Source organism: Lacrimispora brassicae (genome assembly GCF_054772055.1).
The window spans coordinates 99,460-124,776 of sequence record NZ_BRYH01000041.1 but is presented as its reverse complement, the minus strand read 5'-3'; the positions used below and the strand labels follow the sequence as shown (position 1 = coordinate 124,776).

At 43.9% G+C, this 25,317-nt stretch carries 26 protein-coding genes and 1 other annotated feature; of the genes, 16 read left to right on the top strand and 10 right to left on the bottom strand.

Translation table 11 applies throughout. The features are described 5' to 3' along the window. Positions 1–242: 242 nt before the first annotated feature. Positions 243–1,925 (bottom strand): flavin monoamine oxidase family protein, encoded by a 1,683-nt coding sequence (locus tag ACYVD3_RS18925; RefSeq protein WP_460644043.1) that lies wholly within the window; start codon positions 1,923–1,925, stop codon positions 243–245. Between the two features lie 420 nt (positions 1,926–2,345). Here ACYVD3_RS18925 and ACYVD3_RS18920 point away from each other — a divergent pair, with 420 nt between their 5' ends. The 9 genes from ACYVD3_RS18920 (at position 2,346) to ACYVD3_RS18880 (ending at position 9,546) form a co-directional block, all read left to right on the top strand. Next, positions 2,346–3,038 carry an aspartate/glutamate racemase family protein gene (locus ACYVD3_RS18920; protein WP_460644042.1) on the top strand — a complete coding sequence of 231 codons (693 nt, stop codon included), beginning with the start codon at positions 2,346–2,348 and terminating at the stop codon, positions 3,036–3,038. A gap of 158 nt (positions 3,039–3,196) precedes the next feature. Further along, positions 3,197–3,619 carry a GNAT family N-acetyltransferase gene (locus ACYVD3_RS18915; RefSeq protein WP_460644041.1) on the top strand — a complete coding sequence of 141 codons (423 nt, stop codon included), beginning with the start codon at positions 3,197–3,199 and terminating at the stop codon, positions 3,617–3,619. A gap of 72 nt (positions 3,620–3,691) precedes the next feature. Beyond that, positions 3,692–4,228, top strand: a complete 537-nt coding sequence (dcd, locus tag ACYVD3_RS18910) for a dCTP deaminase (protein ID WP_460644178.1) — start codon at positions 3,692–3,694, stop codon at positions 4,226–4,228. 25 nt (positions 4,229–4,253) lie between these two features. After that, a complete protein-coding gene (locus ACYVD3_RS18905) occupies positions 4,254–4,982 on the top strand; it encodes an MBL fold metallo-hydrolase (RefSeq protein WP_460644040.1) in 729 nt (242 codons plus the stop codon). 174 nt (positions 4,983–5,156) lie between these two features. Then, positions 5,157–5,561 carry a VOC family protein gene (locus ACYVD3_RS18900; RefSeq protein WP_460644039.1) on the top strand — a complete coding sequence of 135 codons (405 nt, stop codon included), beginning with the start codon at positions 5,157–5,159 and terminating at the stop codon, positions 5,559–5,561. 247 nt (positions 5,562–5,808) lie between these two features. Then, on the top strand, positions 5,809–6,351 hold the full coding sequence (locus tag ACYVD3_RS18895) for a hypothetical protein (RefSeq protein WP_460644038.1): 543 nt from the start codon (positions 5,809–5,811) through the stop codon (positions 6,349–6,351). Then, on the top strand, positions 6,329–7,759 hold the full coding sequence (locus tag ACYVD3_RS18890; RefSeq protein ID WP_460644037.1) for an MBOAT family O-acyltransferase: 1,431 nt from the start codon (positions 6,329–6,331) through the stop codon (positions 7,757–7,759). The genes ACYVD3_RS18895 and ACYVD3_RS18890 overlap by 23 nt, the downstream gene beginning before the upstream one ends. Before the next feature lie 11 nt (positions 7,760–7,770). Next, the gene (locus ACYVD3_RS18885) at positions 7,771–8,877 is read left to right on the top strand and encodes a DHHW family protein (protein ID WP_460644036.1); all 1,107 of its coding nucleotides are present in this window, start codon (positions 7,771–7,773) and stop codon (positions 8,875–8,877) included. A gap of 63 nt (positions 8,878–8,940) precedes the next feature. Further along, positions 8,941–9,546 carry a DNA-3-methyladenine glycosylase gene (locus ACYVD3_RS18880; RefSeq protein WP_460644035.1) on the top strand — a complete coding sequence of 202 codons (606 nt, stop codon included), beginning with the start codon at positions 8,941–8,943 and terminating at the stop codon, positions 9,544–9,546. 29 nt (positions 9,547–9,575) lie between these two features. Here the strand turns inward: ACYVD3_RS18880 and ACYVD3_RS18875 are convergent, their stop codons facing one another. Then, complete coding sequence (locus tag ACYVD3_RS18875; protein WP_460644034.1) at positions 9,576–10,307, bottom strand: class I SAM-dependent methyltransferase; 732 nt, start codon at positions 10,305–10,307, stop codon at positions 9,576–9,578. Positions 10,308–10,647: 340 nt separating this feature from the next. Here ACYVD3_RS18875 and ACYVD3_RS18870 point away from each other — a divergent pair, with 340 nt between their 5' ends. From ACYVD3_RS18870 to ACYVD3_RS18845, 6 genes are all read left to right on the top strand, one after another. Beyond that, positions 10,648–11,310, top strand: coding sequence for an NUDIX hydrolase (locus ACYVD3_RS18870; RefSeq protein WP_460644033.1), 663 nt, complete (start codon positions 10,648–10,650; stop codon positions 11,308–11,310). A 39-nt stretch (positions 11,311–11,349) separates the two neighbouring features. Then, positions 11,350–12,300, top strand: coding sequence for a peptide-methionine (R)-S-oxide reductase MsrB (gene msrB, locus ACYVD3_RS18865; protein ID WP_460644032.1), 951 nt, complete (start codon positions 11,350–11,352; stop codon positions 12,298–12,300). Positions 12,301–12,337: 37 nt separating this feature from the next. Beyond that, complete coding sequence (locus tag ACYVD3_RS18860; protein WP_460644177.1) at positions 12,338–12,880, top strand: beta-class carbonic anhydrase; 543 nt, start codon at positions 12,338–12,340, stop codon at positions 12,878–12,880. A gap of 13 nt (positions 12,881–12,893) precedes the next feature. Further along, positions 12,894–13,262, top strand: a complete 369-nt coding sequence (locus ACYVD3_RS18855; RefSeq protein ID WP_460644031.1) for an HsmA family protein — start codon at positions 12,894–12,896, stop codon at positions 13,260–13,262. A 69-nt stretch (positions 13,263–13,331) separates the two neighbouring features. Beyond that, positions 13,332–14,321: a Gfo/Idh/MocA family oxidoreductase gene (locus ACYVD3_RS18850; RefSeq protein ID WP_460644030.1), complete on the top strand. Its 990-nt coding sequence runs from the start codon at positions 13,332–13,334 to the stop codon at positions 14,319–14,321. Between the two features lie 82 nt (positions 14,322–14,403). Continuing rightward, positions 14,404–14,661: a binding site (T-box leader), on the top strand. 68 nt (positions 14,662–14,729) lie between these two features. Next, positions 14,730–15,947 (top strand): pyridoxal phosphate-dependent aminotransferase, encoded by a 1,218-nt coding sequence (locus ACYVD3_RS18845; RefSeq protein ID WP_460644029.1) that lies wholly within the window; start codon positions 14,730–14,732, stop codon positions 15,945–15,947. Between the two features lie 84 nt (positions 15,948–16,031). Here the strand turns inward: ACYVD3_RS18845 and ACYVD3_RS18840 are convergent, their stop codons facing one another. From ACYVD3_RS18840 to ACYVD3_RS18805, 8 genes are all read right to left on the bottom strand, one after another. Beyond that, the gene (locus ACYVD3_RS18840; protein ID WP_460644028.1) at positions 16,032–16,997 is read right to left on the bottom strand and encodes a hypothetical protein; all 966 of its coding nucleotides are present in this window, start codon (positions 16,995–16,997) and stop codon (positions 16,032–16,034) included. Between the two features lie 11 nt (positions 16,998–17,008). After that, positions 17,009–18,592 (bottom strand): MBOAT family O-acyltransferase, encoded by a 1,584-nt coding sequence (locus ACYVD3_RS18835; protein WP_460644027.1) that lies wholly within the window; start codon positions 18,590–18,592, stop codon positions 17,009–17,011. 3 nt (positions 18,593–18,595) lie between these two features. Beyond that, positions 18,596–18,823 (bottom strand): acyl carrier protein, encoded by a 228-nt coding sequence (locus ACYVD3_RS18830; RefSeq protein ID WP_460644026.1) that lies wholly within the window; start codon positions 18,821–18,823, stop codon positions 18,596–18,598. After that, a complete protein-coding gene (locus tag ACYVD3_RS18825) occupies positions 18,808–20,007 on the bottom strand; it encodes a diaminopimelate decarboxylase family protein (RefSeq protein ID WP_460644025.1) in 1,200 nt (399 codons plus the stop codon). The genes ACYVD3_RS18830 and ACYVD3_RS18825 overlap by 16 nt, the downstream gene beginning before the upstream one ends. Then, positions 20,004–21,521, bottom strand: a complete 1,518-nt coding sequence (locus ACYVD3_RS18820; RefSeq protein WP_460644024.1) for an amino acid adenylation domain-containing protein — start codon at positions 21,519–21,521, stop codon at positions 20,004–20,006. Before ACYVD3_RS18820 ends, ACYVD3_RS18825 begins: the two co-directional genes overlap by 4 nt. Positions 21,522–21,527: 6 nt before the next feature. Beyond that, positions 21,528–22,856 carry a HAMP domain-containing sensor histidine kinase gene (locus ACYVD3_RS18815; RefSeq protein WP_460644023.1) on the bottom strand — a complete coding sequence of 443 codons (1,329 nt, stop codon included), beginning with the start codon at positions 22,854–22,856 and terminating at the stop codon, positions 21,528–21,530. After that, on the bottom strand, positions 22,846–23,559 hold the full coding sequence (locus tag ACYVD3_RS18810) for a response regulator transcription factor (RefSeq protein ID WP_460644022.1): 714 nt from the start codon (positions 23,557–23,559) through the stop codon (positions 22,846–22,848). The genes ACYVD3_RS18815 and ACYVD3_RS18810 overlap by 11 nt, the downstream gene beginning before the upstream one ends. Positions 23,560–23,792: 233 nt before the next feature. Then, positions 23,793–24,431 carry a DUF1801 domain-containing protein gene (locus ACYVD3_RS18805; protein ID WP_460644021.1) on the bottom strand — a complete coding sequence of 213 codons (639 nt, stop codon included), beginning with the start codon at positions 24,429–24,431 and terminating at the stop codon, positions 23,793–23,795. A 371-nt stretch (positions 24,432–24,802) separates the two neighbouring features. Here ACYVD3_RS18805 and ACYVD3_RS18800 point away from each other — a divergent pair, with 371 nt between their 5' ends. After that, the gene (locus ACYVD3_RS18800; RefSeq protein WP_460644020.1) at positions 24,803–25,285 is read left to right on the top strand and encodes a hypothetical protein; all 483 of its coding nucleotides are present in this window, start codon (positions 24,803–24,805) and stop codon (positions 25,283–25,285) included. The last annotated feature ends 32 nt before the right edge of the window (positions 25,286–25,317 follow it).

Here is a 25,317-nt window from a genome sequence, read left to right as displayed (position 1 = left end):
ACTGTTGAAGATCAGGAATAAGTCAATTATTCGTTAATGGGCAAATTGCAAAATTACCCACCGCGCAAGCGGAAAAAGATAAAACCGTTGCTCGGTGGGTAGTTCGTTGTGTCTGAATATTATTCCAACCAATGAAAAGACAGCCTGACAAAAAGATTTGTTTATATGGACGATTAAGCCATGGACGGTTGATGGCCTCGCCCTGATGGGCTTAGTAACCTCCTTTTTGTGTAATCATGATATTACTGAAAATGATTATGAAAATGATCTGCTAACTGATTGGCGGCTGTCATGCCGGTATATAATGCACCCTGCATCCATGCATGTTTTGTGGATACGTGTTCACCGGCAAAGTAGATCCGCTGATTAAATTCTGGCTTTAACATCTCATAGGCAAATAATTTTTTCTGACCTGGAAGAGTCGAAGCAAAGGCCCCCCGGTTATTGGGCTGGTTATCCCACACCACTGTTTTATGGTCTACCACAATATAATCTAAGAAGCCCCTTGGCAATCCGTGAACCTCTTCCACATTCTCCTTTATCAGTCCATACCGCAAGGAGGCTTCCATATTCCCCACCCTCGTTGCATTTAAATGATAATTATAGGATGCTACCAGCACCCCGGGATCATCCGGCGAACAGGAGTTGACATCGGGGCAAAGTAAATGATCTCCCGGATAGAAGATGGACTGAATGGGCAGGTCTGTCGGGGAAAATCCCCCTACCATTCGTCCGTAATCGGCGTTCTGTTCCCAAAAACGTTCTTTGCACAGGAAAAGCGTTTTTTGGGAATTCACATAGTTAAATTCTAAAATTGCCTGCATCTTAATATTGCTGAAGTATGGTTTGATTTCAACTTCCCTCAGCGTGGAATAGGGAATTGCGCATACGACATAATCAAAAACCTCGGCAGTTCTCCTGGAATCCCTCACATTGTCATAAGTCAGAATTATTTGGCTGCCATTCTGAGGCTGATAGATCCCAGTGACTGTCTGACCGGGATTATAGGTGACGGTACCAAGCTGGGAACCTGGAATATTTTCATACTGGGGTGGGTTTTCGGTGAGAAAGGATTGGATAAAGGCGTATGGCAGATTTACGATTCCGCCTTCAATGGTATAGGTGTTTCGGTAGTCGAGAGTATATTCCTCTTGTGTGGTCTCATCATAGCTGATTTGCAGAAGGGCACCGGTACCTGGATCGACTCCTGAGATTAGACTGATCGCCCCCTGGCTTAATCCTAAATTCTCCAAGGTCTGGCGGACGGAATAATTTGTAAGAGTCAGATATTCCGGGGAATATTCCGGTAATATCCGTATCAGCTCGGACCGGATACTGGGCGGAAGCTGTTTCATCAGATACAGAAAGGCATAATCATTAAGTTCTGCCCATGGAGTGTTTTTTTCCTGAGGGGTCAGATCGTATAAAGGATAAAGTATCTGCTCGATGGAGTCCGTTGTTCTCAAACGGGTATTATGTACGTATATAAAATTGTTGCGTCTCCTTACGGACAGAGGACGGGTGTTTAAACCGAACAGATTGATATAGTGCCAGGTGGTTTCATGGGTTACCGGAATTCTATGAGCGCCGAATTCACTGTAGTATTTTCCTTCCCGATCAAAATAATAGGTATAGACTCTTCCTCCGACTCTGTTTTCATTGGCTTCCAGGATTTTAATATCGGCTCCCAGCTTACGAAGCTCGAATGCAGCGGATAAACCGGCCAGCCCTCCTCCGATGACGCCGATTTTTACTCCTTTTAATTCTCCCGGGGATGCGTAGTTTATGATATCAGGGGGAGGACTTAGTAAGTTGACAATATATTCGTAATCTTCCGGACGGCCTTCCGTTTCTAATGAATTCCTGATCATTTCGCGCCGCTGTTCATCCGTGGGGCTGGTTACCTGATTTAATGGGACATCCATTAATTATACCTCGCAATTTTATTACAGTAGTAATATATTGAAAACCTTCACCGAATATAACAAAATAGGGCAGGCATGGGGATAAAAGGGTATTATATAACGTTTATCAGCGGACGGTCAGGGTGATTGTTGCAGAAAAATGGAGCGGCGGCCTCATGGTTGTCAGGAGCAGCTAAATCCTGTTCCTGCTTTTCACAATGTTGCGGTTTTTATTTTCCGGCAATATTCTGCGTAAGAAGGACTCAGGCTTTTCATGGCAGGAATAAAAGCATTATATTAACCGCTTTGGTATTAAATTTTTTAAACAGCCTTTGGATTTTAAATGCCGGGGAATTCAGGGATAGATGTGATTCAGGTAAAGACGAAAAAAGATAAGTATGATATAATACCAACAAAAAAGAAGTGGGAGGGCCGGTAAAAATGAAAACCATTGGATTGCTCGGAGGAATGAGCTGGGAAAGTACGGTCACTTATTATAAGATCGTGAATGAAACAGTAAAAAAAGAGTTGGGCGGATTGCATTCGGCAAAGGTTCTGTTATATAGCGTGGATTTTTCTGAAATAGAGAAATGCCAGGCAGAAGGAGACTGGGATAAAAGCGCTGTTATTTTATCAACAGTGGCTGAAAATCTTGAAAAAGCAGGAGCAGACTTTATTGTGATCTGCACAAATACCATGCATAAGGTTGTCCCCCAGATCCAAAAGAGCATCAACATTCCCATTGTACATATCGCTGAGGCAACGGCAGACGAATTGCAACGCCATAACATTACAAAGGTCGCATTGCTGGGAACAAAGTATACCATGACACAGGATTTTTATAAGGAAAAGCTGATAAATGCAGGAATTACGGTTCTTATTCCAGATGAACAGGGAGTTGAGACCATAAACGATGTGATTTATAATGAATTATGTTTGGGAATTATTTCAGAGGCATCAAAGGAAAAATACCTCAATATTGTCCAGGGCCTTGCAGAGCGAGGCGCACAGGGGGTAATTCTGGGGTGTACGGAAATCGGCCTGTTGATTCAGCAAAAGGATGTGGAGTTGCCTGTTTTTGATACGGCGCGGATCCATGGGGAAAAGGCTGCAAGGCTATCCTTAGAAGGGTAAATACCATTTTTTCGCGTGTTTAAAAAGTGGTGGAAATATTAACTGTGAATAAACAGCCATTACCAAAGATGATCTGTTATAAACATAAATATCAACTTATTTCCGTATTCTGCAAAGATGTTTCTTTTATAAAATCACAGGTTTGTGGAGGATAAAAAATGGATATAAAAATAGTTTATGAAGTTCCGTCAGCCCAGGATTACATAAGCCTCCGGTTACGTTCCGGTATGGGAAATAAAGATTTAAACAGAAGTCAGACCGCCTTAAGAAATTCCCTGTTTACAGTATGCCTGTATGATAAAACACTGGTGGGATTTGGCAGGGTAGCGGGGGATGGAGGTATCACTTACATTGTAAGTGATATTATGGTAGATAAGAAGTATCATCGGAGAGGCTATGGGGAGGAAATCATGAAGGCCATTGACGGTTACTTTGAAGAGAATACTCATGAAGACAGCTATATCTGCCTGATAGCAAACCGCCCGGCTGACCTGCTCTACCATAAGCACCAATTTGAATACCTGCCGGAAGACAAATGCGGAATGGTGCGGAGGCAGAGCAAAGAGAACAGCAATTGCTAAAATCCGGTTTATGGTTTCTATTGCAGCCTTGGGCTGGGATTTATTGATATTATGGAAAGAAAGGATTTTACTATGATTTTATCGGATAAAACAATTATCAGAATGTTAAAAGAAAAAACACTATTAATAGAGCCTGTTGAGGAAGAACAAATACAGCCGGCAAGTGTGGATATTCGCCTTGGAACTACATTTAGTGTTGTTGAAGACTCACCCAATGGGATCATTACAATGCAAAATGAAATCAGATATAAAACGATCCAGGCGGATAAGTATCTTCTTCTCCCGGGACAGTTTGTCCTTGCCACTACATTGGAATATTTCGTGATGCCTGATAACCTTACGGCATTTGTAGAGGGCAGGAGTTCACTTGGAAGGATGGGCTTATTTATCCAAAATGCAGGCTGGGTTGATCCCGGGTTTGAAGGAGAAATCACTCTTGAGTTATTTAATGCCAATCGCTGTGCAATAGAATTGCAATCCGGCCGCAGGGTGGGACAGCTTGTTTTTGCGCAGATGGATGAGATGGCTTTAAATCCCTATCAGGGAAAATACCAGGGACAAAAGGGTGCAACAGGTTCCAGGGTGTTTATGGATAAAGAGACAACGTGATGGTTTTGAAAGGAGAATTTTATTTATGGAATTTCGACAGTTGACAGATCGGATTTTTTACAGCATGTATGATAAAGAGGCCGACAGGCCGGTTCTTGGATATGTTAAAGGGCAGAAATATTCATTAATGGTAGATGCAGGCAATTCCCAAAAACATATTGAATCATTTCATGAAGCTCTGGATCGGGAAGGCTTAAAAAAGCCGGATATGATTGCAGTCACTCATTGGCATTGGGATCACACCTTTGGGATGCATTCAGTGGAAGGGATCACCATCGCTCATGAGAAGACAAATGATAAATTAAGAGAAATGGCAAGGTGGGAATGGACGGATTCTGAGATGAAAAAGAGACTGGATGAAAAGGTTGAGATTGAATTTGCTGACACCTGCATCCGAAAAGAATACCCCCTGCCTGCAGAGATACAGGTGGTGACTTCCCATGTCTCATTCGAAAAAGCCATGAAGATTGATTTGGGAGATGTTGCCGCAGAATTACATCATGTGGAGTCTCCCCATAGCGAAGATTGTGTCTGCATATTCATCCCTGAGGAAAGAGTGTTATTTATTGGAGATGCGGTTGGGGTGGATTATTATAATAACTGCTTTTTAGATAAGGACAAACTGCGTTCCTTGATCGGGGCAATGGAAGGATTTGATTTTGATATTTGTGTCATGGGTCATACCGAGCCCATGAGTAAGGAAAAGGTTTTAAGCATCATGCATTCTCTTCTGGAACGCCAGGAAAACTCATGATAGCGTAAATAGCCCATGAAAAGCGTGGGCGGCATCTTACAGGGCTTAAGAAATCTGTCAGAAATCTTTTTGTATGCGATCATCTGTTTTCATGGTATATTTAAAAAGGGAAAGCAGAAAATAACAGTTATGACTAATAATCACATGAAACAGATAAAAACAGGAGGTTTTTCCATGCTGGGACATTATTTGATGTTTAACAGAAACTGTGAAGAGGCAGTTAAAACTTATGAAAAAGCATTTGACGGGAAGATCGTTGAGATGCAAAAATATGGCGACATGCCGCCAAATCCCGCTTTTCCTATTTCCGATGAAGATAAAAATCTGGTTTTGCATGCCCGGATGCACCTTGACGGTATGGAACTCATGTGTGCCGACAGCTCCAAAAAAAGTACCAGGGGCGATAATATGTATGTTTCCATTACAACAAAGGATGCTGAGCTGGTGGAAAAGGCATGGAGCATATTAAAGCAGGACGGAGAAATATATATGGAGCTTGGCCCGTCATTTTTTGCGGTTCTCCATGGGTCTTTGCGGGATAAGTATGGCATCAACTGGATGTTCACGGCATTGAAATAGATAGGGCCTTGCCGCGGCAAGGTGAGTTTTCCGGGAATCCTTGGCATTTGAAGATGATCTTACCGGCTCCCTGTGTTATGTGAGCCGGTAAGGATGTCAAAGCACCTGGTGTAATGTTTCAGCCAATGAATCGGACTCGTCCTCACAAGGGACGATTTTTATTTATGGAGGCATTAACCCCGGAGACGGATGGGAAGTATCAAATTCTTATATCGTATTAATTCAGTGAAAAATGGAGGAAATATTCATGAAGACGAAAAACAAAATATCAGCAGTATTTATATTGGCAGCCATGGTTATGGTGTTCCTTGCGGGCTGTAAAAAGACAGAGAGCGGCGGTAAGGAGCAGGAGGTCCTCAATGGAGACTTAACTGCCATCATTGAGACGGTTTACGAAAAAGCAAAGGCCGATCTGAATGTGGAAAATACAACCATAGATTTAACAAATAAAGATATGGTGAAATATAACATGGGCCTGGAGGACGCTTCTAAAATAAAGGAAGCCGTTGTGTCCGAGGCATTGATCAGCTCCCAGGCCTATTCTCTTGTGCTGGTCCGTGTTAAGGATACCAGCGATGCAGAACAGGTTGCAAAGGATATGCGGGATGGTATTGATCAGAGGAAGTGGATCTGTGTCATGGCGGATGATATGCAGGTGGTTACCTACAATGATCTGGTAATGCTTGTTATGGTTGATTCCGCCATGAAAGATAACGTCACCTCACAAAAGCTTGTGGATGCCTTCCGGGAAATGTGCGGAAGGGATTTTGACGTTCAGTTATCAAAGTAATGGCATGGTATTTTCAAGTATAACCTTTTTATATTATTTTTTGCCTTTGGCTATAGGCGTATATTTTGTATGTCCGAAAAGGCTGAAAAACGGTGTATTGCTTTTTTCTTCCCTTATTTTCTACGGATGGGGAGAGCCTGGGTATATCCTGTTTATGGTCCTGTCCGTCCTGGTAAATTATGTTCTTGGCTTATTGATCCAACGATATTCCGGTTCCCCATGGGGAAGGGCATGGCTGGTTGCTTCCCTGGTCTTTTCCTTGGGAATGCTGGGGTATTTTAAATATGCGGATTTTTTTATTGCGAACTTTAATTCTCTCACCGGATTATCAGTCCCAATGGTGAAAACGGTCCTTCCCATTGGCATCAGCTTTTATACCTTTCAGATCCTCAGCTATACCATTGATGTTTACCGTAAAAACACGAAGGCGCAGAAGAACCTGGTGGCATTGGCTGCCTATGTGGCATTTTTTCCTCAGTTGATCGCAGGACCCATTGTAAGATATACGGATATTGCACAAGCTCTGGAAAAAAGGGAGCACAGCTTAAAAAGAGCCCGCATGGGGATGCGCAGGTTTTTATTTGGGATTTCAAAAAAGGTGCTGATCGCCAATACACTTGGGGAATTGTGCAGGATCTTTACAGATTCCCGGGAACAAAACGTATTATTCTACTGGCTTTACGCTGCGGCCTTTACGTTACAGATTTATTTTGATTTTTCCGGATACAGTGATATGGCAATTGGTTTAGGCAAGGTGTTTGGCTTTGATTTTCAGGAGAATTTTAATTATCCCTTTATCTCCAGAAGCATCACGGAATTCTGGCGCAGGTGGCATATGTCCCTGGGAACCTGGTTTAAGGATTACCTGTACATTCCCTTAGGAGGAAACCGTGTGGGAAGGATGCGCTGGCTTTTTAACATTTTCCTGGTATGGCTGCTCACCGGTCTGTGGCACGGCGCCTCATGGAATTTTGTCATTTGGGGAATGCTTTTTGCCGTTCTTCTGATGATGGAGAAGCTGTGGCTTGGCAGTTTCCTTAAGAAAATGCCCAAAGCCATTTCCCATATATATGTGATGTTCTTTGTCATAATAAGCTTTGTCATATTCGATGCTCCGGATCTGCCAGTATCGGCAGAGCGGCTTCGTTCTATGTTCGGACTGAACGGATTGCCCTTTGCAGGCGTCCAGTCAGCCTATTACTTAAGAAGCTATCTGGTCGTATTTATCATAGCTGTCATAGGAAGCACGGATTTACCCAGGAAAATCATAGGGCGCATTGGTAAAATACCTTATGGAGCCGCCGTCCTCAACGGGGCGGAGCCTGTTGTCTGCGTGGTGCTGCTTTTGCTGACAACGGCTTATCTCATAGACGCTTCTTTTAATCCGTTTTTGTATTTTCGTTTTTAGGGAGGGCAGGAATGAAGGATAAAAAAATGAACCGGATCCTGGTGGTTCTGGTTGGAGCAGTATGGCTTCTTCTGGCTCTTTCTTCCTGGCTTTCGCCAACTCATGAAATTTCAGTCAGCGAAAGAAGAAGGCTGGCCGGGTTTCCGGAATTCACGTTAAAAAGTGTGGTTACGGGGGATTTTATGGAGGATTTTGAACAGTATGCCAAGGACCAGTTTCCATGTCGCTTTTTATTCCGAACAGCAAAGGCGTATGTCAGGTTTTATCTATTGGGGCAGAAAGATAATAACGGCATCTATATGGAGGATGGCTATGCCGTAAAAATCGAATACCCGTTAAATGAAGCTTCGATCCAAAGGGCGGCGGATAAATTTCAGTATCTTTATGAAAAATATATGCAGGATGAGAATATAAAACCATACCTTACCATTGTTCCTGATAAGGGGTATTTTCTCTCACAAACAAACGGTTATCCTTCCATAGATTACTTTAAGCTGATGGAAATTATGAAGGAAAATACAGGCTTTGGGGAGTACATCGGTATATGGGATATTTTAGATATTGATGATTACTATAAGACAGATATTCACTGGAAGCAGGAACGTCTTGTTAAGGTGGCAGATAAAATTAAGAGGGCGTTGGGAACAGAGACAGAACATGCCGGGGAGTACAGGGAGATAGAAGTGGAAAACCCTTTTTACGGAGTATATTACGGACATTCTGCCCTGCCTATGAAGCCGGATAAAATAAAATACCTTACCAGCGGCCTTATTGATGATTGCAGGGTATATAATTGGGAAACAGGGAAAACTACTCCCGTTTATGATAGGGAAAAGCTTTTGGGAAATGATCCTTATGATGTGTATTTATCCGGTGCGGCGGCCCTTTTGGTAATTGACAATCCCGGTGTAAAAAACGGGAAGGAGCTGGTGATATTCCGGGATTCCTTCGGAAGCAGCCTGGCGCCGCTTTTGCTTGACGGTTATTCCAAAGTGACCATGATTGATATCCGTTACATTTCCAGTGATCTGATCGGTGATTACGTAACCTTTCATGATCAGGACGTGCTTTTTGTATACAGTACTTCGGTGCTAAATTCCAGTGCAATGCTTAAATAGGCCGGATCAAAACCTGCTTTCAAAGGCTTATGAACATTATAATTCGAAAGGAGGAATTGCGGGATGAGAAAGCTAAACAGAGAATTCTATAACAGGGATTCCATCCTGGTTGCCAGGGATCTATTAGGAAAGGTGCTTGTCCACGAAAGGGAAGGAAAGAGAATTTCGGTCAGGATTGTGGAGGCAGAGGCATATATGGGCCTTGAGGATAAGGCGGCCCATTCGTACGGAGGAAAGAGGACTAAAAGGGTGGAAGTGATGTATGGAGACCCTGGTTTTGCCTATATGTTTCAAATTTATGGGATGTACTTCTGTTTTAACGTGGTGACAAGGGAAAAGGGCATTCCCCAGGCGGTTTTAATAAGAGGAGCCGAACCATTGGAGGGAATCCAGCGGCTGGCAGAAAACAGATATGGAAAGCCCTATGAGGAGCTGTCTAAGAGCCAGCGCAAAGGTTTTTTAAATGGGCCGGGAAAGCTGTGCAGGGCATTATCCCTGGACAGAAGCTTTAACGGCATGGACTTATGCGGTGATCAGGTGTATTTTGAAGAAGGCACAGGCGAAAGCTTTCCCATCACAGCAACAAAACGAGTGGGAATCGATTATGCAGAGGAAGCCAGGGACTATCTTTGGCGGTTTTGTATAGAAGGGAGCGAACAGGCTCCTTAAAGGAGCCTGCGCACAGACTCCTTTGCCGATTATTTTTTCCTGGCTGAAATGATCAGCATCATGGGCCTGCGAAGCTCGTCTTCCATGGCTTTGACGGTTTGAAGCAGGTGCTCTGAGGGCTGAGGCTCCACAATTCCGGTCAATTCAAAGCCACTCTGAATCAGGCCATTTAAATAGGTTGTAAGTGTTTTGTGATATTTCGTGACACTTTCTCCCAGGAAATTGGCCTGTCTTTGTCCCTCAAAAAAGTAATTATCCACCGGGAAGTGAAGAATCTCTCCCGTTTCATCGTAATACCATTCCTGGCTTCCGTAAGCAGTAAAAACCGGATGCTCCACAGAGAAAACAAAATCTCCTCCCTGTACAAGGCAGAGGGATACCTTTTCAAGGATCTGATCAAAAGATTCCAGATAGTGGAAGGCAAGAGAGCTGATGACTGCATCAAAGGAATTTTCGCTGAAAGAAATATCTTCTATGGGCATCTGGAGATAGGAGATCTGCCTGCTTGTCTTTTCTTTTGCTGTTGAGAGCATTTTTCCGGAAATATCCACACCTGTGACAGCCTTGGCGCCATGTTCTATGGCATACTGGCAATGCCAGCCAAATCCACAGCCTAAATCCAATACCCGCTTGTCTTTAAATTCAGGAAGCATTGCTTCAAGTGTTTTCCATTCGCCTGCACCCTCAAGGCCTTTGGTAGAACGGTCCATGTTGCTGTATTTTTCAAAAAATATATAGTTGTCGTAAGGATTTTGTTTCATGTTGATTCCTCCTTTTCCTCTTAGTTTTATTCAATATTTGTCAGATGTGCTTTTTCTTTTTTTATAGCTTAAAAAAGATTATATCACAACAATTGCTGGAAGTCCTTAAAAATCAGGAGCCATTGAATTGGCCCATTAAATTGGCTGTTTTATTGCAGGCAGCTTGGGCACATACTTTTGATCCATGCCTGCAGGCAAGCCTTATCTTTCCTGCGCTGAAATTCTGAAAAGAAGATGGAAGGGTTGGAGAAAGGAAGGATTATATATCACAGAAGCAGGAATAATGATTGTTATTATGTAAAAATTGATGTAAAATTTATATAGCATTTATCCCATAATTTTGGGGAAAGGTCCATATGGGACGGATCCCCAGGGGAAGGAGGCCATTATTCTGAAAAAGGAACAATTTTCCAACCGTCATCCTGGAATTATCGGAGAAGAAAAATTCAGGAAGTATGCGGTTCTGATTCCCCTGATCCGAATTTCGGGGGTCACTTATCTGCTGTTTGAAAAAAGATCCAATCAACTGAAGCGCCAGCCTGGAGAAGTCTGTTTTCCCGGAGGAAAGCTTGAACCAGGGGAATCCCTGGAGGAATGTGCGGTGCGTGAAACCGTGGAAGAATTAAACGTGCTGTCACAGCAGATTGAAGTAATGGGGCCGGGAGATATTTACTTATCGCCGTTTAACCTGATGATCCATCCTTTTATCGGCGTCATTAAGGAGTATCAGGATACGTTCAGCAGGGATGAGGTGGAAGCGATCATAAAAGTGCCCTTGGATTTCCTTTACAGCCAGGAGCCGGAGAGATTTGTGAGCAAGCTGATTTCAGAGCCGCCGGAAGACTTTCCGTATGAATGGATTCCGGGAGGGGTAAAATACCCTTGGGTAAAAGGAACCTATGACGTCTTATTTTACAAATATGAAGACTGGATCATATGGGGTATGACGGCGCAGATCGTAAAGTCAGCTCTGAATTTGATGGAGGAATATCATATCAGGTGATTTCTCTTTATTATTCTATTTTTAAGAAAGGTGATTCCTATGAAAAAAGAAATTTATCTGGCAGGGGGCTGCTTTTGGGGAACAGAAAAGTACTTGGAGAATATCCCAGGCATCCTGTTTACGGAGGTGGGATATGCCAATGGCAATACCGAGAATCCAACCTATGAGGAAGTTTGCAGCCATAATACGGGACATGCGGAAGCAGTGAAGGTGGAATATGACGACAGCGTTATAGGGCTGCCCTATATTCTGCAGCTATATTATGACGTGGTCAATCCTGTGAGCGTGAACCGCCAGGGAGGAGATGTGGGGTCCCAGTACCGTACCGGAATCTATTTCACCCATGACGGGGATGAAGCGGTGATCCGGGAGTCAATAAACCAGCTTCAGAAAAAATATGAAGAAAAAATAGCCATTGAAGCAGAGCCTCTTTCCTGCTTTTACAGGGCAGAAGAATACCATCAGAAATACCTGGATAAGAACCCGGGCGGATACTGCCATATTGGTGCTGATAAATTTGAAAAAGCAAAGAAGGCAGAGGACAAAAGCAGGAAATACGGAAAAAAGACAATAGATGAATTAAAAGAAGGCCTGACAGACCTCCAGTTTGAAGTGACTCAGAACAGCGTAACGGAGCCGCCCTTTCAAAATGAGTATTTTGATAAATTTGAAGAGGGGATTTATGTGGATATTACAACAGGGGAACCGCTCTTTATGTCAACGGATAAATTTGAGTCAGGCTGTGGATGGCCCAGCTTTTCAAAGCCCATTGATCCGGAGTCTGTTAATAACTTGGAGGACCGGAGCTATGGAAGGATCCGCACGGAAGTAAGGAGCAGCCTGGGAGATGCTCATCTGGGCCATGTATTTGAAGATGGTCCCATAGACCGGGGAGGACTGCGCTATTGCATTAACAGCGCTTCTTTAAGATTTATTCCCAAGGAAAAGATGGTGAAGGAAGGATATGGGAATTACCTGAAACTGTTTTAACGGGGGACGGAATAAAAATGCGGAAGAAGAATGAATGATGATTGATGAAATACTGCAATATAATAAAGAATTTGTTGAGCACCAAGGATATGTAAAATATATTACCAATAAGTATCCAGATAAAAAGGTCGCCATCGTATCCTGTATGGACACAAGATTAACGGAATTGTTGCCGTCAGCCCTGGGGATTAAAAACGGCGATGCAAAAATCATCAAAAATGCAGGGGGAATGATTTCCCATCCCTTTGGAAGTGCAATGAGAAGCCTGCTGATCGGGATTTATGAACTGGATGTCAAGGAGATCCTTGTGATCGGTCATACCGATTGCGGGGCCAGATATACTGACAGCAAGAAAATCATAGAAAAAATGAAACAGCGGGGGATCACCCAAAGGGATATTGATATGGTAAAATACTATGGGATTGACTTTGATTCATGGTTGGGAGGGTTTATGGATCTGGATTTGTCCATTAAAAAATCCGTAGAGCTGATACGCAATCATCCCTTTGTCCCGGAGGAGATCATGGTATACGGACTGGTGATAGATTCTGTAACAGGAGAATTGAGGAAGGTGGTTTAAAAGGAGGAGTCTTATGCTCATTTATGCAATGATATCCATTACGTTGGCACTTGTTTTTTATACCATCGGAGTATGGAGTGAACGGATCCAGGGACAGCTTAAAAAGTGGCATTTGGTAATTTTCTGGTCAGGACTGGTCTTTGATACCATTGGAACCGCATTCATGGGCAAACTTTCTGCAAGTGGCTTCCGGCTGAATTTTCATGGGATAACGGGGCTGCTGGCCATTCTGCTCATGGTATTTCATGCAGTGTGGGCTACTATTGTTGTAGTAAGGGATGACAAAGAAACCAGAGCTGATTTTCACAAATTCAGCATCATTGTATGGCTGATCTGGCTGATCCCTTATTTGTCCGGTGCCATGTTGGGGATGGCAAGGTAAAAGGGGAGAAAGGTAAGGCTCTCCCCTTATGGAACTGAAACATTGAATTGTACTGAAGAGGTGATAAGTATGAAGCTTGGTATTGTAGGATCAGGAATGATCGTGCAGGAATTTCTGCCGATGGTTCATTATTTAGATAACGTAGAGGTAACCGCTGTTTGCTGTACGAAAAGAAGTGAAGCTGCCGGTAAGGAGCTTGCGGAAAAATACAGCATAAAGCATACTTTTACGGATTATCAGGAGTTTTTAAACAGCGGTGTGGATATAATTTATGTGGCTCTGCCAAACCATCTTCACTTCCAGTTTGGGAAAGAAGCACTGGAGGCAGGAAAGCATGTGATCGTTGAAAAGCCCTTTACCACAACCTATAAGGAGGCCCTGGTATTAAGCGGGCTGGCCAGGGAAAAGAAGCTGTTTTTATTTGAAGCGGTTACAACCCTGCATCTGCCCAATTTTAAAAAGATAAAGGAACTGCTGCCCTCCCTGGGAAACATAAGGATCGTGCAGTGCAACTATTCCCAATATTCCAGAAGATACGACAGCTTTAAAGAGGGCCGTATTTTGCCGGCCTTTGATCCTCAGTGCTCCGGCGGCGCCCTTATGGACATTAATATCTACAACATCCATTATGTGGCAGGATTATTCGGCAGGCCCTTAAAAGTAGAATATTTCCCCAATGTGGAAAGAGGAATTGACACCTCCGGGATATTACTATTGGATTACGGTACCTTTAAATGTACCTGTGTTGGAGCAAAGGACTGTAAGGCGCCCATTGCAAACAACATCCAGGGAGATAAGGGGGTCATCCATCAGGATACGCCTGCCAGCATCTGCAACAGCTTTGAAATCATTATGAATGATAATACAAAATCTTTAATAAATGAAAATAAAAGTGATCACCGTATGTTAGATGAATTCCTGGCATTTCAGGACATGATCTGCAGCAATGATTTAGAAACCTGCTATCAGTTTCTGGACCATACCCTGCTGGTGAGTGAGATCCAGACGGTTGCAAGGCGTAAGGGAGGAATCGTATTTCCGGCGGATGAGGAGATGTGAGGAAGGGGCAATCTGTGAGACTGTTAAAATATTTTTAGCAATTGACAATTCCTCTTTCCTGTGATATCATTGCGGAAATAGTGAAAAGGCAATGAAGAGAAATAGTACATATACAATGAATTTCAGAGAGAAGATGGCTGGTGCGAATCTTCATTTTAGTATATCGAAGCAGTCTCGGAGCTTTGGACCGAATAACGGTCTCCGTTTTGATCCCAGGGAGATGGTTTAGTAGGCTTCAACGTATTCCCACGTTACAGGGACACGATATGCTGGTATCGTAGAGAGTGCAGAGATTTCTCTGAATTTAGGTGGTAACACGGATTGTATATTCGCCCTAAACGTTTCGACGTTTAGGGCGTTTTTTTATTACCTTCCCCTATTAAATTACATAGAAAAAGGAGAATATTTATGAGGAATTTTGAAAAATCCAGTAAGCTGGATCATGTGTGCTATGACATCAGAGGTCCGGTCATGGATGAAGCATGCCGGATGATTGACCAGGGAATTGATATACTAAAATTAAATATAGGGAATCCTGCCCCCTTTGGTTTCCGTGCGCCGGAGGAGCTGCTTAAGCTGATGAATGAGAACCTGTCCAATACGGAGGGCTATTCCGATTCCAAGGGGCTGCTTTCGGCCAGAAGAGCCATTGTTGCATACTGTAAGAAAAAAGGGATTGATCAGGTTACGGTGGATGATGTATACACGGGTAACGGCGTAAGTGAGCTGATCACCTTATCCATGCAGGGGCTGTTAAACTGCGGGGATGAGATCCTGGTTCCCTCCCCGGACTATCCTTTATGGACGGCTTCAGTGACCCTTTCAGGAGGGACTGCTGTTCATTATATGTGCGACGAAGAGGCAGATTGGTATCCGGATATTAACGATATAAAAAGTAAAATCACCAGCAGGACAAAAGGGATCGTCATCATCAATCCCAACAATCCCACGGGCACCTTGTATCCCAGGGAACTCCTGGAGGAAATCGTGGAAATCTGCCGGAAACATGGGCTGATCATCTTTGCTGATGAAATATATGACAGGCTTGTTTTAGACGGTCTGGAGCATGTGTCCATCGCCTCCCTGGCCCCGGATCTTTTGACCATTACATACAACGGCCTTTCCAAATCCCATCTGATCGCAGGATACCGATGCGGCTGGATGAGCCTTTGCGGGGATAAATCCTTTGCAAAGGGCTATGTGGAAGGGATTAACCTGTTATCCTCCATGAGGCTCTGCTCCAATGTCCCGGCCCAGTCAGTGATCCAGGCCGCCCTGGATATGGAAGAAGAAACGAAAAAACTGCTGGTTCCCGGCGGGAGAATATACGAGCAGAGAGAATACACCTATGATGCCTTAAATGCCATTCCGGGGATCTCCGTAGTAAAACCAAAAGCAGCCTTTTACATGTTCCCTAAAATCGATACCGATAAATTCAACATTTCTGACGATGAAAAATTTGTCCTGGACTTTTTAAAGGATAAGAAGATCCTGCTGACTCATGGGGGCGGGTTCCACTGGGAAAAACCGGATCATTTCCGGGTGGTTTACCTTCCTGAGCTAAGCCAGCTAAAGACTGCATGTAATAAGCTGGCGGATTTCATGTCCGGCTACATACAAAAATAACGGCTCCAAAGCCGTCCATGGCTTAAGATCCTTAAAAAAGCATTGGGCCAGCCTGTTTGACTGCCGCCCAATGCTCATTAAGTCCTAATTCAGTTCCATCAGTTTGAGATAATTTTTCAGTTCTCTGTTCCAGCCCTCAAACCCATTATCTTTCCGGCGGTCGGCCAGGTCCGTGTGTTCTGATAAATAGTTTCCTATGTAGGCTGACACCTTTTCCGCTCCAAAGTAGTTTAAGTGATCTCCGTCATCCCTGGAATCCTTTGCCCAGTCAATATCCAGGGTATCAATATCCAGATTTAAGTCAATGTAAGTCAGATGGTTTTCATTGGCAAAGGCTGCGGCTGCGTTGTGCTTGGAATAGGACCAGCACTTTGGCGACGGAGCGCTGTACAGGATCAGTTGGATGTCCTTTTCCCTGCAAAGGCTCGTGATTTTATTCAAGTATAATAAGGGCTGCTCATCGATCACATAGACATCGTCTGTTTCCGTGACATAAGGCCCGCTTTTGTAGGGCTTTACGATTGCGCTGTATTGATATCCTTTATAAACAGTGACTGGATCCTGGATTACCTTACGGCCTATGCTTTTTAACATATAAAAATGAAAATGTTTCCAGTTGTCGTGGTATTTGTAGATGGGAAATATTTTTTTGACAGCTTCTTCTATGGAAGTTTCAAGGGTGTTGATATATTTGAAATCCCGGTAAAATGCATTGGTTTCCAGAAAAACAACTTTTGGATGCTGGTTTTTAAGCAGCCGTTCCAGCAAATAGTAAGTATCCTGCAATTGCTGGCTTGGGACGCCGCAGTTATATCCTGAGTAGCCGTAAGCATTCCAGATCTCCATGGGGGAAATGCTGGCGCTGCATTCGCTGTCCCCGATTGCCACATAGTCTATGGTGTCTTTTGGTTCCTTTAGGATGCCGTTTGCCTTTTTATATAGGTTATCCCCCATGTTATTGTAAGGAAGAAGCAGGTAGGAGGCAATGTACAATAAAATAAAAAGTCCGGTTAAAAATGAAATTGATTTTATCCTGTTTTTGATCTTCATCTCATCCCCTCTTAAAATCCGGCATAAATAAGTTTTGCAGGTAAGTATCCGTCGCCGTAAGCCCCCAAAACAATGACAATGAGGATTGCGGCGTAAAGTAAGCTCCAGCGGGCCAATATATTCAAACGGGAAATTCTTTCGCGGATGGAAATCCCTTGTTCATGGATTGCACCCACTGCGTATACAGCAATAAAACCAAAGAATATTGCAATGAAATCCGGCAGAGACAGTCCCAGCTTAAGGAGGGAACCGTCTGTAAGCGCAGACCAGTGAAAGCCGGTGAAAATAGACCGGAACATATTCATGCCGGCAGTCAGGTTGTTTGCCCGGAAGAAAAGTTCTCCTGTAAATACGATCAAAAGCAGCTTTATGGTCTGAAAGCTCCTGTACAAGGTGCCGGTCCGGCGGATCCTTAAGGCATTGGTAATTCTTTGGACCGCCGGCTCCAGTAAATTCCCCAATAATATGAGGACATAATAGTACATTCCAAAGAAAATATAGTTCCAGCCGGTTCCGTGCCACAGACCGTTTAAAATCCACACGCCGAACAGGGCAATGGAAGAGGAAATGACCTGCCCCAAATGCTTTCCCCATTTAGCCCGGGAATGTTTTCCCAGATTCTTGACGAATTTGGTTAAGGATATGGGATAAAAAATATAATCCTTTAACCAGGCGCCAAGGGTAATATGCCAGCGTCTCCAGAATTCCGATGCGGTTTTAGCGAAAAAGGGCTGACGGAAGTTTTCGGGAATGGTTACCCCAAACATTTCCCCGGTTCCGATGGTCATGTCAATACAGCCTGAAAAATCCGCGTATAGCTGAAAGGTATATAAAACAGCTCCCGCAAAAACGATGATCCCGCCGTAATGATTGGGGGTGTCAAAGATTGTTTCCACAAGCAGATTAAGACGGTCTGCAATAACAAGCTTTTTGAATAATCCCCACATCATCCGCTGAAGTCCATAGGTAACATTCTTGTATTCCAGGGGCTTTCCCTGGCAGAGGGCTTCGGCGGTCTGAGAGTAGCGGCAGATAGGGCCTTCCAAAAGGGCTGGAAAAAAGGAGAGGTATAAGGCCAGCCTGCCTAAATTGTGGTCAGCCTCTATTTTGTCATAATAAACATCTATCAGGTATGAGATCGCCTGCAGGGTGTAAAAGGAGATGCCAATGGGCAGGGCAAACTTCATGGAAGGCAGAAGCCTTGGGAAGGATATTGCTTTTAATACCAGGTTGATGTTCTCAAAAAAGAAACCGGAGTATTTTAAAATCAATAAAATGCTAAGCTGCAATCCCATCCCAAGCCATAAGATCCTGCGGCGTTTGGCCTCATAGGCTGCCTTTTTTGCCTTTTTAGTCTCAGGGGTGCATCCTGCCCATATATAGTCTTTTTTACAGGAAGCAAGCCATAGACCCATGTGGTGAATGGAGAGGGTAGAAAAAAGCAGGTATACCAGAAGTCTTCCGCTAAAGGAAAGGAAGAAAACATAGCTGGCAGACAACAGTACTTTATACCGGCTGCTCTGGGGAGCAAGCTGGTAGGCCAGCAATACAGCCGGCAAAAAGATAAAAAGGTACAGGAGTGAATTGTAGGCCATCTTTTATTCCTCTTTTAACCGATGGATCATATCCCAAATTGCATTTGCAGAGTTAAAATTAGCAGGTACCATGTCTATGGGAGTGATCTCGATGCCAAATGCATCCTCAAGTTCCGGAATGAGGGAGAGAATAGAAAATGAGTCCAGGAGTCCTCCGTCAATGAGCCTTGTTTCTGTTTCATAATCAATGCCTGGGTTGATATCGTTTAAGATTTCTAATAATTGTTCCATGGTTTTGTCTCCTTAGGTTTAAAATAGTTTAAAACATTCGTTTGAAAGTGAGGTCTTGCAATACGGAAATTTTCTTTTGCAGAATAGAGAAGGATCTGCGGCAGGTCCCGGCTTAAAAATAAAGACATGCCTTCTGTTGCGGAATAAGCGCCGGTCTTCTGGAAAATAAGCTGGTCTCCCGTCTGAAGGTTTTGGAAGGGATATTGCTTGACAAGCACATCATTCACCGTGCAAAGAGAGCCGCAGACCGTCCATTCCGTTCTCTCTCCCTCCCGGTGATTAAAATGAAGGATGGGCGGTTTTTTCATGGCGAGCATTTGACCGTAATAGTTTAGCTGGTGGATACCGCCGTCAACAATACAGTAGGCATCTCCTTTGTTTGTCTTCTGATCCACCACCCCGGTCACATAGGAACCGCAGGGGGCAGCCATGAACCTTCCCATTTCCAATGCCAGTCTGCCGCCGAAAGTAAGCTTTTTGATGAGCTCAGCAAGGCCATTTAGCATCTGATCCTCTTCATTTTTCTCCTCCTCAAAATAGCAGATGGGAAGTCCGGGACCATACTCCAGCCTTTTAACGGCAAAGCAATATTCCTGGTTTAATTCCCGGCAGAACTGGTCCAGCATGTGAAGCTCCTTTTCCAACTTTGTTAATGATTTCTTTTGGGTACCGGAAAAGTACTGGATCCCCTCAATTGTGATAAATTCATGGGTACCGCCTGCAATGATCTGCCGGATCAGGCTTTCATCCATGCCGAACTGGTTTCCGCAGGTCAGACGGAGGAGGACCCGGACCGGTAGCTGCAGGCGTTTGGTACAGTCGGCAAGGATCTGCCAGTGGGAGAGAGATTCAGCGGTATAAATGATCTTGTCTCCGTACTGCTTCAGGGCATATTCCACATCCTCAGGCTTCTTATGTACGCCGGACATGACGACTTTCCCCATGTTTATCCCGGCCCTTTCACAGATGGAAAATTCCCCGGGGGAACAGACTTCAAAGGAATCCACCAGTCCTTCCAATTCCTTGATGATAAAGGGATTGGCCTTCATTGCATAGCATAATTCCACTTCCGGTCCCAGGGCATCCCTGATTTTCTGGATCTGCAGGGCCAGGATATCCGTATCAAAAATGTAGAAGGGAGTTTGGTACTTTTGAATGGCATATTCAAATTTCATTTCGTTCATGGCTGTTTTCCTTTCCCCATTTCTAATAGCTTTTTCCGGTCCATTTTTCCGTTTGGGGTGACCGGTAATAGGGGGAGAGGGCAGAACACAGAGGGGATCATATAAACCGGCAGGGATTCCCTCATCCGGATTGAAAGTTCCCTTCCCTCCATATTTCCCACATAAAATGCCGTGATCCGGTTTTTTTCCTCATCAAAGACACAGCATGCCCGTTCAATGAGGGGATAGGTGTTTAAGGCAGCTTCGATTTCTTCCAGTTCAATGCGGTGCCCCATGTGCTTGATCTGAAAATCCTTGCGTCCGGCAAAGCAAAGGTCCCCGCTTTCATGATAAAAGGCCAGATCCCCGGTGCGGTAAATGGTTTCTAAGCAGCGGGTGTTAAGGGGATTCTGTACAAATACCCGTTTTGTCTGCTCCGGATTGTTATAATACCCAAGGGCAAGAGCTGTCCCGGATACGCAAAGCTCTCCAATCTGACCCGTTTCCGTAACAAGCCTGTCATTCTGGTCCAGAAGGAAGACCTTTTCATTGGGAAACGCTCTTCCTATGGGCACGGTTTCATGAGCTTCAAATACCCGGTCCACCGGGTAGTAGGTGCAGTTGCAGGTGATTTCCGTAGGGCCGTATAAGTTCACATAACTTGCATCGGGAAGGTATTTCTGCCAGATGGCTAAATGTTTTACCGGCATAGCCTCACCGCTGAATAAGACCTTATTGACCCTGGAAGGAACTTTATAAGTGAACCCTTTTAACTGGGTGATAAGGCACAGGGCGGAGACTGCCCAGATCAGGGTGGTCACCTTGCGTTCCCACAGGAAATCCAGCAGTTCTGTGGGAATGGAGAATAATCTCTTTGGGATGATGACCATGGTCGCCCCGGTTTTTAGAGTGGAGTAAATATCCTTAACAGATACATCAAAGTCAAAGGGGGCCTGGTTCCCGATAATGTCTTCTGACCCTATGCCAAACATGGAAGGAAAATATTCCATAAAATCAATGACCGACCGGTGGCTGACCAATACACCCTTTGGAACGCCTGTTGAGCCGGAGGTAAAGTTGCAGTACAAAGGATCTATGTCCAGGGACTGTTCACGGATGAATTTTAAGGCTTCTTCCCTTGGTTCGCTTTTGAGCATTTCATGGTAATCAAAGAGATTCCCGGTAAATCCCATGTCTTCCGGCAGGACCTTGGGTTCTCCCAGGGTGATGACGGAATCTGCCTTAAGGACCTCCATGATCTGCCGGATGCGGTGGGCCGGCTGTCCAGGGCTGATGAGAACATAGAAGCAGCCGGCATATAGGATTCCCATGAATGCTGTCAATGCTTCTACACTTTTATCCATAAAGACTACAACAGGGCTTCCTGGTGATTCAAATTCGGAAAGAAAGCTGCCCAGCCGTTTGGCATTTAATAACAGTTCTTTGTAAGAGCAGCTTTTTTCCTGATCTTGTGCAGCAATTTTCTCCGGAAAAATGCTTGCGGAGTGTTCCAGATACTCCAATACGTTTCTCATAGATTTTTACTCCTCTCTGACTGGTTCCATTGGAAACGTTACATTGACGGTGAAATTTGTCCCTGTTTTTTGTATCTCAAAGGTGCCGTTCATTTGCTCTGTTATTTTCTGACAGGTTTTAAGTCCAATGTTAGTGCTTTCCAAAATCATGCTGTCCCTGCGGATTTCATTGGAGATCGTGATGATCAGGTTATTGCCGTCCGTCCGGCTTTTGACAATGACCGGCCCATCTCCTCCGGCATATTTTCTTACATTGGAAAACAGGTTATCGAACAACCGTCTCAGATATTGGATATCAGCGGTTATGTTGCAGGATTGCTCTGCAAATTCTGTCTTTACATCAAATCCCAGGTTGCCAAGGTCAAACACGTATTCCATAAAAAGCTGCTGGAGCAGGATCTTTCCATCAAATGTCTCCATCCGCATTAATATCCGTTCTTTGCCGAATACAAGAAAATACTGGAAGAGCCGGTCGGATAAGTCTTTTAACTGAATGGATTTTTCTTTACAGCTTTTGATGTATTTGTCAAACTGTTCTTCCGAATGATAGCTTTTTGAATCCAGTATTTCCAGGTAGCCGATGAGGGAAGTAAGGGGCGTCCGGATATCATGGGACATGGAAGTGATCAGCTCGCTGTTTGCCTCCCAGGCCTCCTTTTCGCTCTTATATTTTGTGATAATGGAATTTCTCATGTTATCCGCATTTTTTGCCAGCAGGGCAATCTCGTCATTCCCTTTGTAAAAAATCGGCTGTTCCAGATCCCCTTTTTCAATCAGGGAAACCTCTTTTGACAAAAGTATGATCCGTGCGATGATCCGGTGGTTATAGAAAATCAGGATCACAAACAGAAACAGGAAAAATACTCCCCATGAAACATAGGATACCAGGTTATACCACTTTATTTCCGATGAATCAATGATGGATACGGAATAGGTGCCGTCGCTGAAATGAATATCCCTTATGGCCTGTTTGCTGCTTTCGCCAATGGAGCCGGAGGTTTCATAGGAAGCGTAGGCATCATTCCAGAAACCGAATTCGTAGATGATTTCATTGCCGTTAAAAATGGTCACGTAAACGTATTTATGGTTCTTCACCCATTTGGAGATGGATCTTACGTTTTTCACGGATACATGGTACTTATTGATATAATTTTCAAAAGAGTTTTGATAATTGGTCAGCCGCTTCCATGCGGCATCTTCATTCATATGGTTTCTGGATACGAGATAATCGCCAAAGACCTGTGCGGCAAAGTACATTCCAAAGCTGACCACTGCCCCAATGATCAATACAAATATCTGCTTATACCGTAAAGATGAGATCCATTTATGCTTCATCGATCTGATAGCCCTTTCCCCAAACGGTTCGTATGATGGCTGGATTATTAAAATCCAGTTCCAGTTTTTTCCGGAGCTTTAAGATGTGTACCATGACCGTATTGGTGGAAGAAGGGAAGAACTTATCATTCCATACACCCTCGTAGATTGCCTGTGCATCCTTGGCTTTTCCCCTGTTCCTGACCAGATACATCAAAACCTGGTACTCTGTATCCGTAAGCTCGATTTTTTGATTTTCCCGGTAAACAAAACGGCCTGCAGTATCAATAAGAATATCCTGAATACGGATTTTTGAAAGATCCGAAACAGGCGCCGCCTTCCCTTTATAGACAACATATCTTCTTAAAAGAGAGCGGACCTTCATCAGAAGCTCTGCCTGTGAAAATGGCTTTACCAGGTAATCATCGCCGCCGTTTTCATAGGCCGCGGTTTTATCGCTTTCTTTTGATTTTGCCGTTAAAAACAATACAGGGGCAGAAGATATCTTCCGGATCTGGGTACAGGCATCGATTCCCGATAAGCCGGGCATCATGATGTCTAAAATAATAAGATCAATATCAGGATTTTCCGTGACGGCTGCCACCGCATCCTTTCCGTTTGCGGATTCCCATACGGAATAGCCTTTGCTCTCCAACTGAATGCGGAGAACCTCCCGGATGTCCGCATCGTCATCCACTACCAGTATCTGCTGTGCTGTGTTCATGGGTGGGCAGCCTCCTTTTCTATTATTTTAAGGTTGAAAGAAAAAAATCCTTCAATTCCTGTTTGTAAACAGTGTGCCCCGCTTTATCGGGTGTCAACTGGATATGCAGCCATATGCCTTTGATTCATTAATATAGAAATATGATGAATTATATCATTTATAAATAGAATAACAATGAAATCCAGGGGAATTAAGAATTATTAAGAAATGGTTTGGGAAACAAAAAAGGCCGGTTAAAAAGGTCCGGCCTTTGTGCTTTTTTTGGAGGAATAAGCCATGCCCATGTAGGCATCGCCGGAACGCAGTTCGTCCAGCATCTGGTCCATGCGCTTCCTGCGGGTTTCCGGGCGCCTGGCCCTTGTGATCCATCCCACATAATCATTTCTCTGATAAGGTGGGCGGGCATCGTAGGCCTCAGTCAGCCCTTCTTTCTGAAGCTCTGCCATCACATCGTCAGGCATTGGATACCGTGGCCTCAATGTTTTTTCCTTTGTTTTTCCCGCTTTTTTCTCTTGGAAAAGGGCTTCCTGTTCGGCTGTCCGGAAGCGGACCATTTTTCCTATGAGATCAAGGGGGAGGGGCTTGTCATAGGGGAACTGTACCGTGCCCTTTGAACAGCGGTATTCCTTTAAATCTTCTTTAAAGGCATTGATCCCGGTGGGCGCCGGATGAAATCCGATATGTTTTTTCTCTGCTGAGAAATGTACCAGATTACCGTGATAGACAAATGTGGCCATTCCCCAACTGATCTTTTCCCCTGCTTCCGGTGCGGCTTCTTTTATGGTCTGGTAGAGCTTTCCCAGAAGGGGCTGTATTTCCGGGCTTTGGCCTGCGATGTACTCAGCAATGGTGGTTGGGAGTTTCTGTTCCATATGGGTCCTCCTTTTTTGTATGTTCTCTTTATTCTATTCTACCACAAAAAGCTTGTTTTAAAATAAAATAACGTTTCTGGACCCTGTTTTATTTTGTAACTCGCCCTTTCCATTAATTTAACGGTTTCTTCACATCTCTATTTCCTGGAGGGAAACCGGAGGTGCGTTAAGATATTGTGTATTTTTCCTTTGTTTTTGTTGAAAAGTTGTATATATTTTTGCAAAAGAACATGGGTCAACCCTGTATTTTTCCGTTTTATCCCTGCTTAAGGCGGAGTTCTCTCTTTCCTTTGAGTTGAATTTTCATATTTTCCTTCCTGGTATTAAAATTGTGTAAATTGTACACAAAACAAAAGCCGGGTGATAAATGTATGGGTGCGATTACGGTATTGATTTTATTTCCATTGGCTGCGGCCTTAGGGATTCTGATGGTGAAAGATGATGGGGCAAGAAACAGGATCGTCAGGGCAGGTGCAGCAGGTACGGCAGTTCTGACTTTAGCAGCCGCAGGTTTATATTTTAAAAGCGGAATTGTTTTTTCCTTTCATTGGGAAAAGGCCATTGATGCAATTATGGGAATTGCAGAGGCAGGAATAGCGGTCTATGTGATTTCTGTGGGCATCCGGTATAAAAAATATGTTGTTTCGGTTTTATCGTTTGTACAGGCGGCAGCAATGGTCTGCTTTGAATTTACGGTAAAAAATAAAATTGAAGTAGAACATGCCATGATTTTTGATAAGCTGACGGCGATCATGGTATTGGTTGTTGGACTGGTGGGGAGCCTGATTTGTATTTATGCGGTGGGGTATGAAAACATATCATATATCCTCTGGCCTTTGAAAAGGCGGATCTGATTTTGTTGAATAAATGTGATCTTTTACCATAT

What these genes read in the sequence shown, in the direction of transcription:
- ACYVD3_RS18925 (WP_460644043.1), bottom strand. Translation starts at nt 1,925, where the DNA reads ATGGATGTCCCATTAAATCAGGTAACCAGCCCCACGGATGAACAGCGG.
- ACYVD3_RS18920 (WP_460644042.1), top strand. Translation starts at nt 2,346, where the DNA reads ATGAAAACCATTGGATTGCTCGGAGGAATGAGCTGGGAAAGTACGGTC.
- ACYVD3_RS18915 (WP_460644041.1), top strand. Translation starts at nt 3,197, where the DNA reads ATGGATATAAAAATAGTTTATGAAGTTCCGTCAGCCCAGGATTACATA.
- dcd (WP_460644178.1), top strand. Translation starts at nt 3,692, where the DNA reads ATGATTTTATCGGATAAAACAATTATCAGAATGTTAAAAGAAAAAACA.
- ACYVD3_RS18905 (WP_460644040.1), top strand. Translation starts at nt 4,254, where the DNA reads ATGGAATTTCGACAGTTGACAGATCGGATTTTTTACAGCATGTATGAT.
- ACYVD3_RS18900 (WP_460644039.1), top strand. Translation starts at nt 5,157, where the DNA reads ATGCTGGGACATTATTTGATGTTTAACAGAAACTGTGAAGAGGCAGTT.
- ACYVD3_RS18895 (WP_460644038.1), top strand. Translation starts at nt 5,809, where the DNA reads ATGAAGACGAAAAACAAAATATCAGCAGTATTTATATTGGCAGCCATG.
- ACYVD3_RS18885 (WP_460644036.1), top strand. Translation starts at nt 7,771, where the DNA reads ATGAAGGATAAAAAAATGAACCGGATCCTGGTGGTTCTGGTTGGAGCA.
- ACYVD3_RS18880 (WP_460644035.1), top strand. Translation starts at nt 8,941, where the DNA reads ATGAGAAAGCTAAACAGAGAATTCTATAACAGGGATTCCATCCTGGTT.
- ACYVD3_RS18875 (WP_460644034.1), bottom strand. Translation starts at nt 10,307, where the DNA reads ATGAAACAAAATCCTTACGACAACTATATATTTTTTGAAAAATACAGC.
- msrB (WP_460644032.1), top strand. Translation starts at nt 11,350, where the DNA reads ATGAAAAAAGAAATTTATCTGGCAGGGGGCTGCTTTTGGGGAACAGAA.
- ACYVD3_RS18860 (WP_460644177.1), top strand. Translation starts at nt 12,338, where the DNA reads ATGATTGATGAAATACTGCAATATAATAAAGAATTTGTTGAGCACCAA.
- ACYVD3_RS18855 (WP_460644031.1), top strand. Translation starts at nt 12,894, where the DNA reads ATGCTCATTTATGCAATGATATCCATTACGTTGGCACTTGTTTTTTAT.
- ACYVD3_RS18850 (WP_460644030.1), top strand. Translation starts at nt 13,332, where the DNA reads ATGAAGCTTGGTATTGTAGGATCAGGAATGATCGTGCAGGAATTTCTG.
- ACYVD3_RS18845 (WP_460644029.1), top strand. Translation starts at nt 14,730, where the DNA reads ATGAGGAATTTTGAAAAATCCAGTAAGCTGGATCATGTGTGCTATGAC.
- ACYVD3_RS18840 (WP_460644028.1), bottom strand. Translation starts at nt 16,997, where the DNA reads ATGAAGATCAAAAACAGGATAAAATCAATTTCATTTTTAACCGGACTT.
- ACYVD3_RS18835 (WP_460644027.1), bottom strand. Translation starts at nt 18,592, where the DNA reads ATGGCCTACAATTCACTCCTGTACCTTTTTATCTTTTTGCCGGCTGTA.
- ACYVD3_RS18830 (WP_460644026.1), bottom strand. Translation starts at nt 18,823, where the DNA reads ATGGAACAATTATTAGAAATCTTAAACGATATCAACCCAGGCATTGAT.
- ACYVD3_RS18825 (WP_460644025.1), bottom strand. Translation starts at nt 20,007, where the DNA reads ATGAACGAAATGAAATTTGAATATGCCATTCAAAAGTACCAAACTCCC.
- ACYVD3_RS18820 (WP_460644024.1), bottom strand. Translation starts at nt 21,521, where the DNA reads ATGAGAAACGTATTGGAGTATCTGGAACACTCCGCAAGCATTTTTCCG.
- ACYVD3_RS18815 (WP_460644023.1), bottom strand. Translation starts at nt 22,856, where the DNA reads ATGAAGCATAAATGGATCTCATCTTTACGGTATAAGCAGATATTTGTA.
- ACYVD3_RS18810 (WP_460644022.1), bottom strand. Translation starts at nt 23,559, where the DNA reads ATGAACACAGCACAGCAGATACTGGTAGTGGATGACGATGCGGACATC.
- ACYVD3_RS18805 (WP_460644021.1), bottom strand. Translation starts at nt 24,431, where the DNA reads ATGGAACAGAAACTCCCAACCACCATTGCTGAGTACATCGCAGGCCAA.
- ACYVD3_RS18800 (WP_460644020.1), top strand. Translation starts at nt 24,803, where the DNA reads ATGGGTGCGATTACGGTATTGATTTTATTTCCATTGGCTGCGGCCTTA.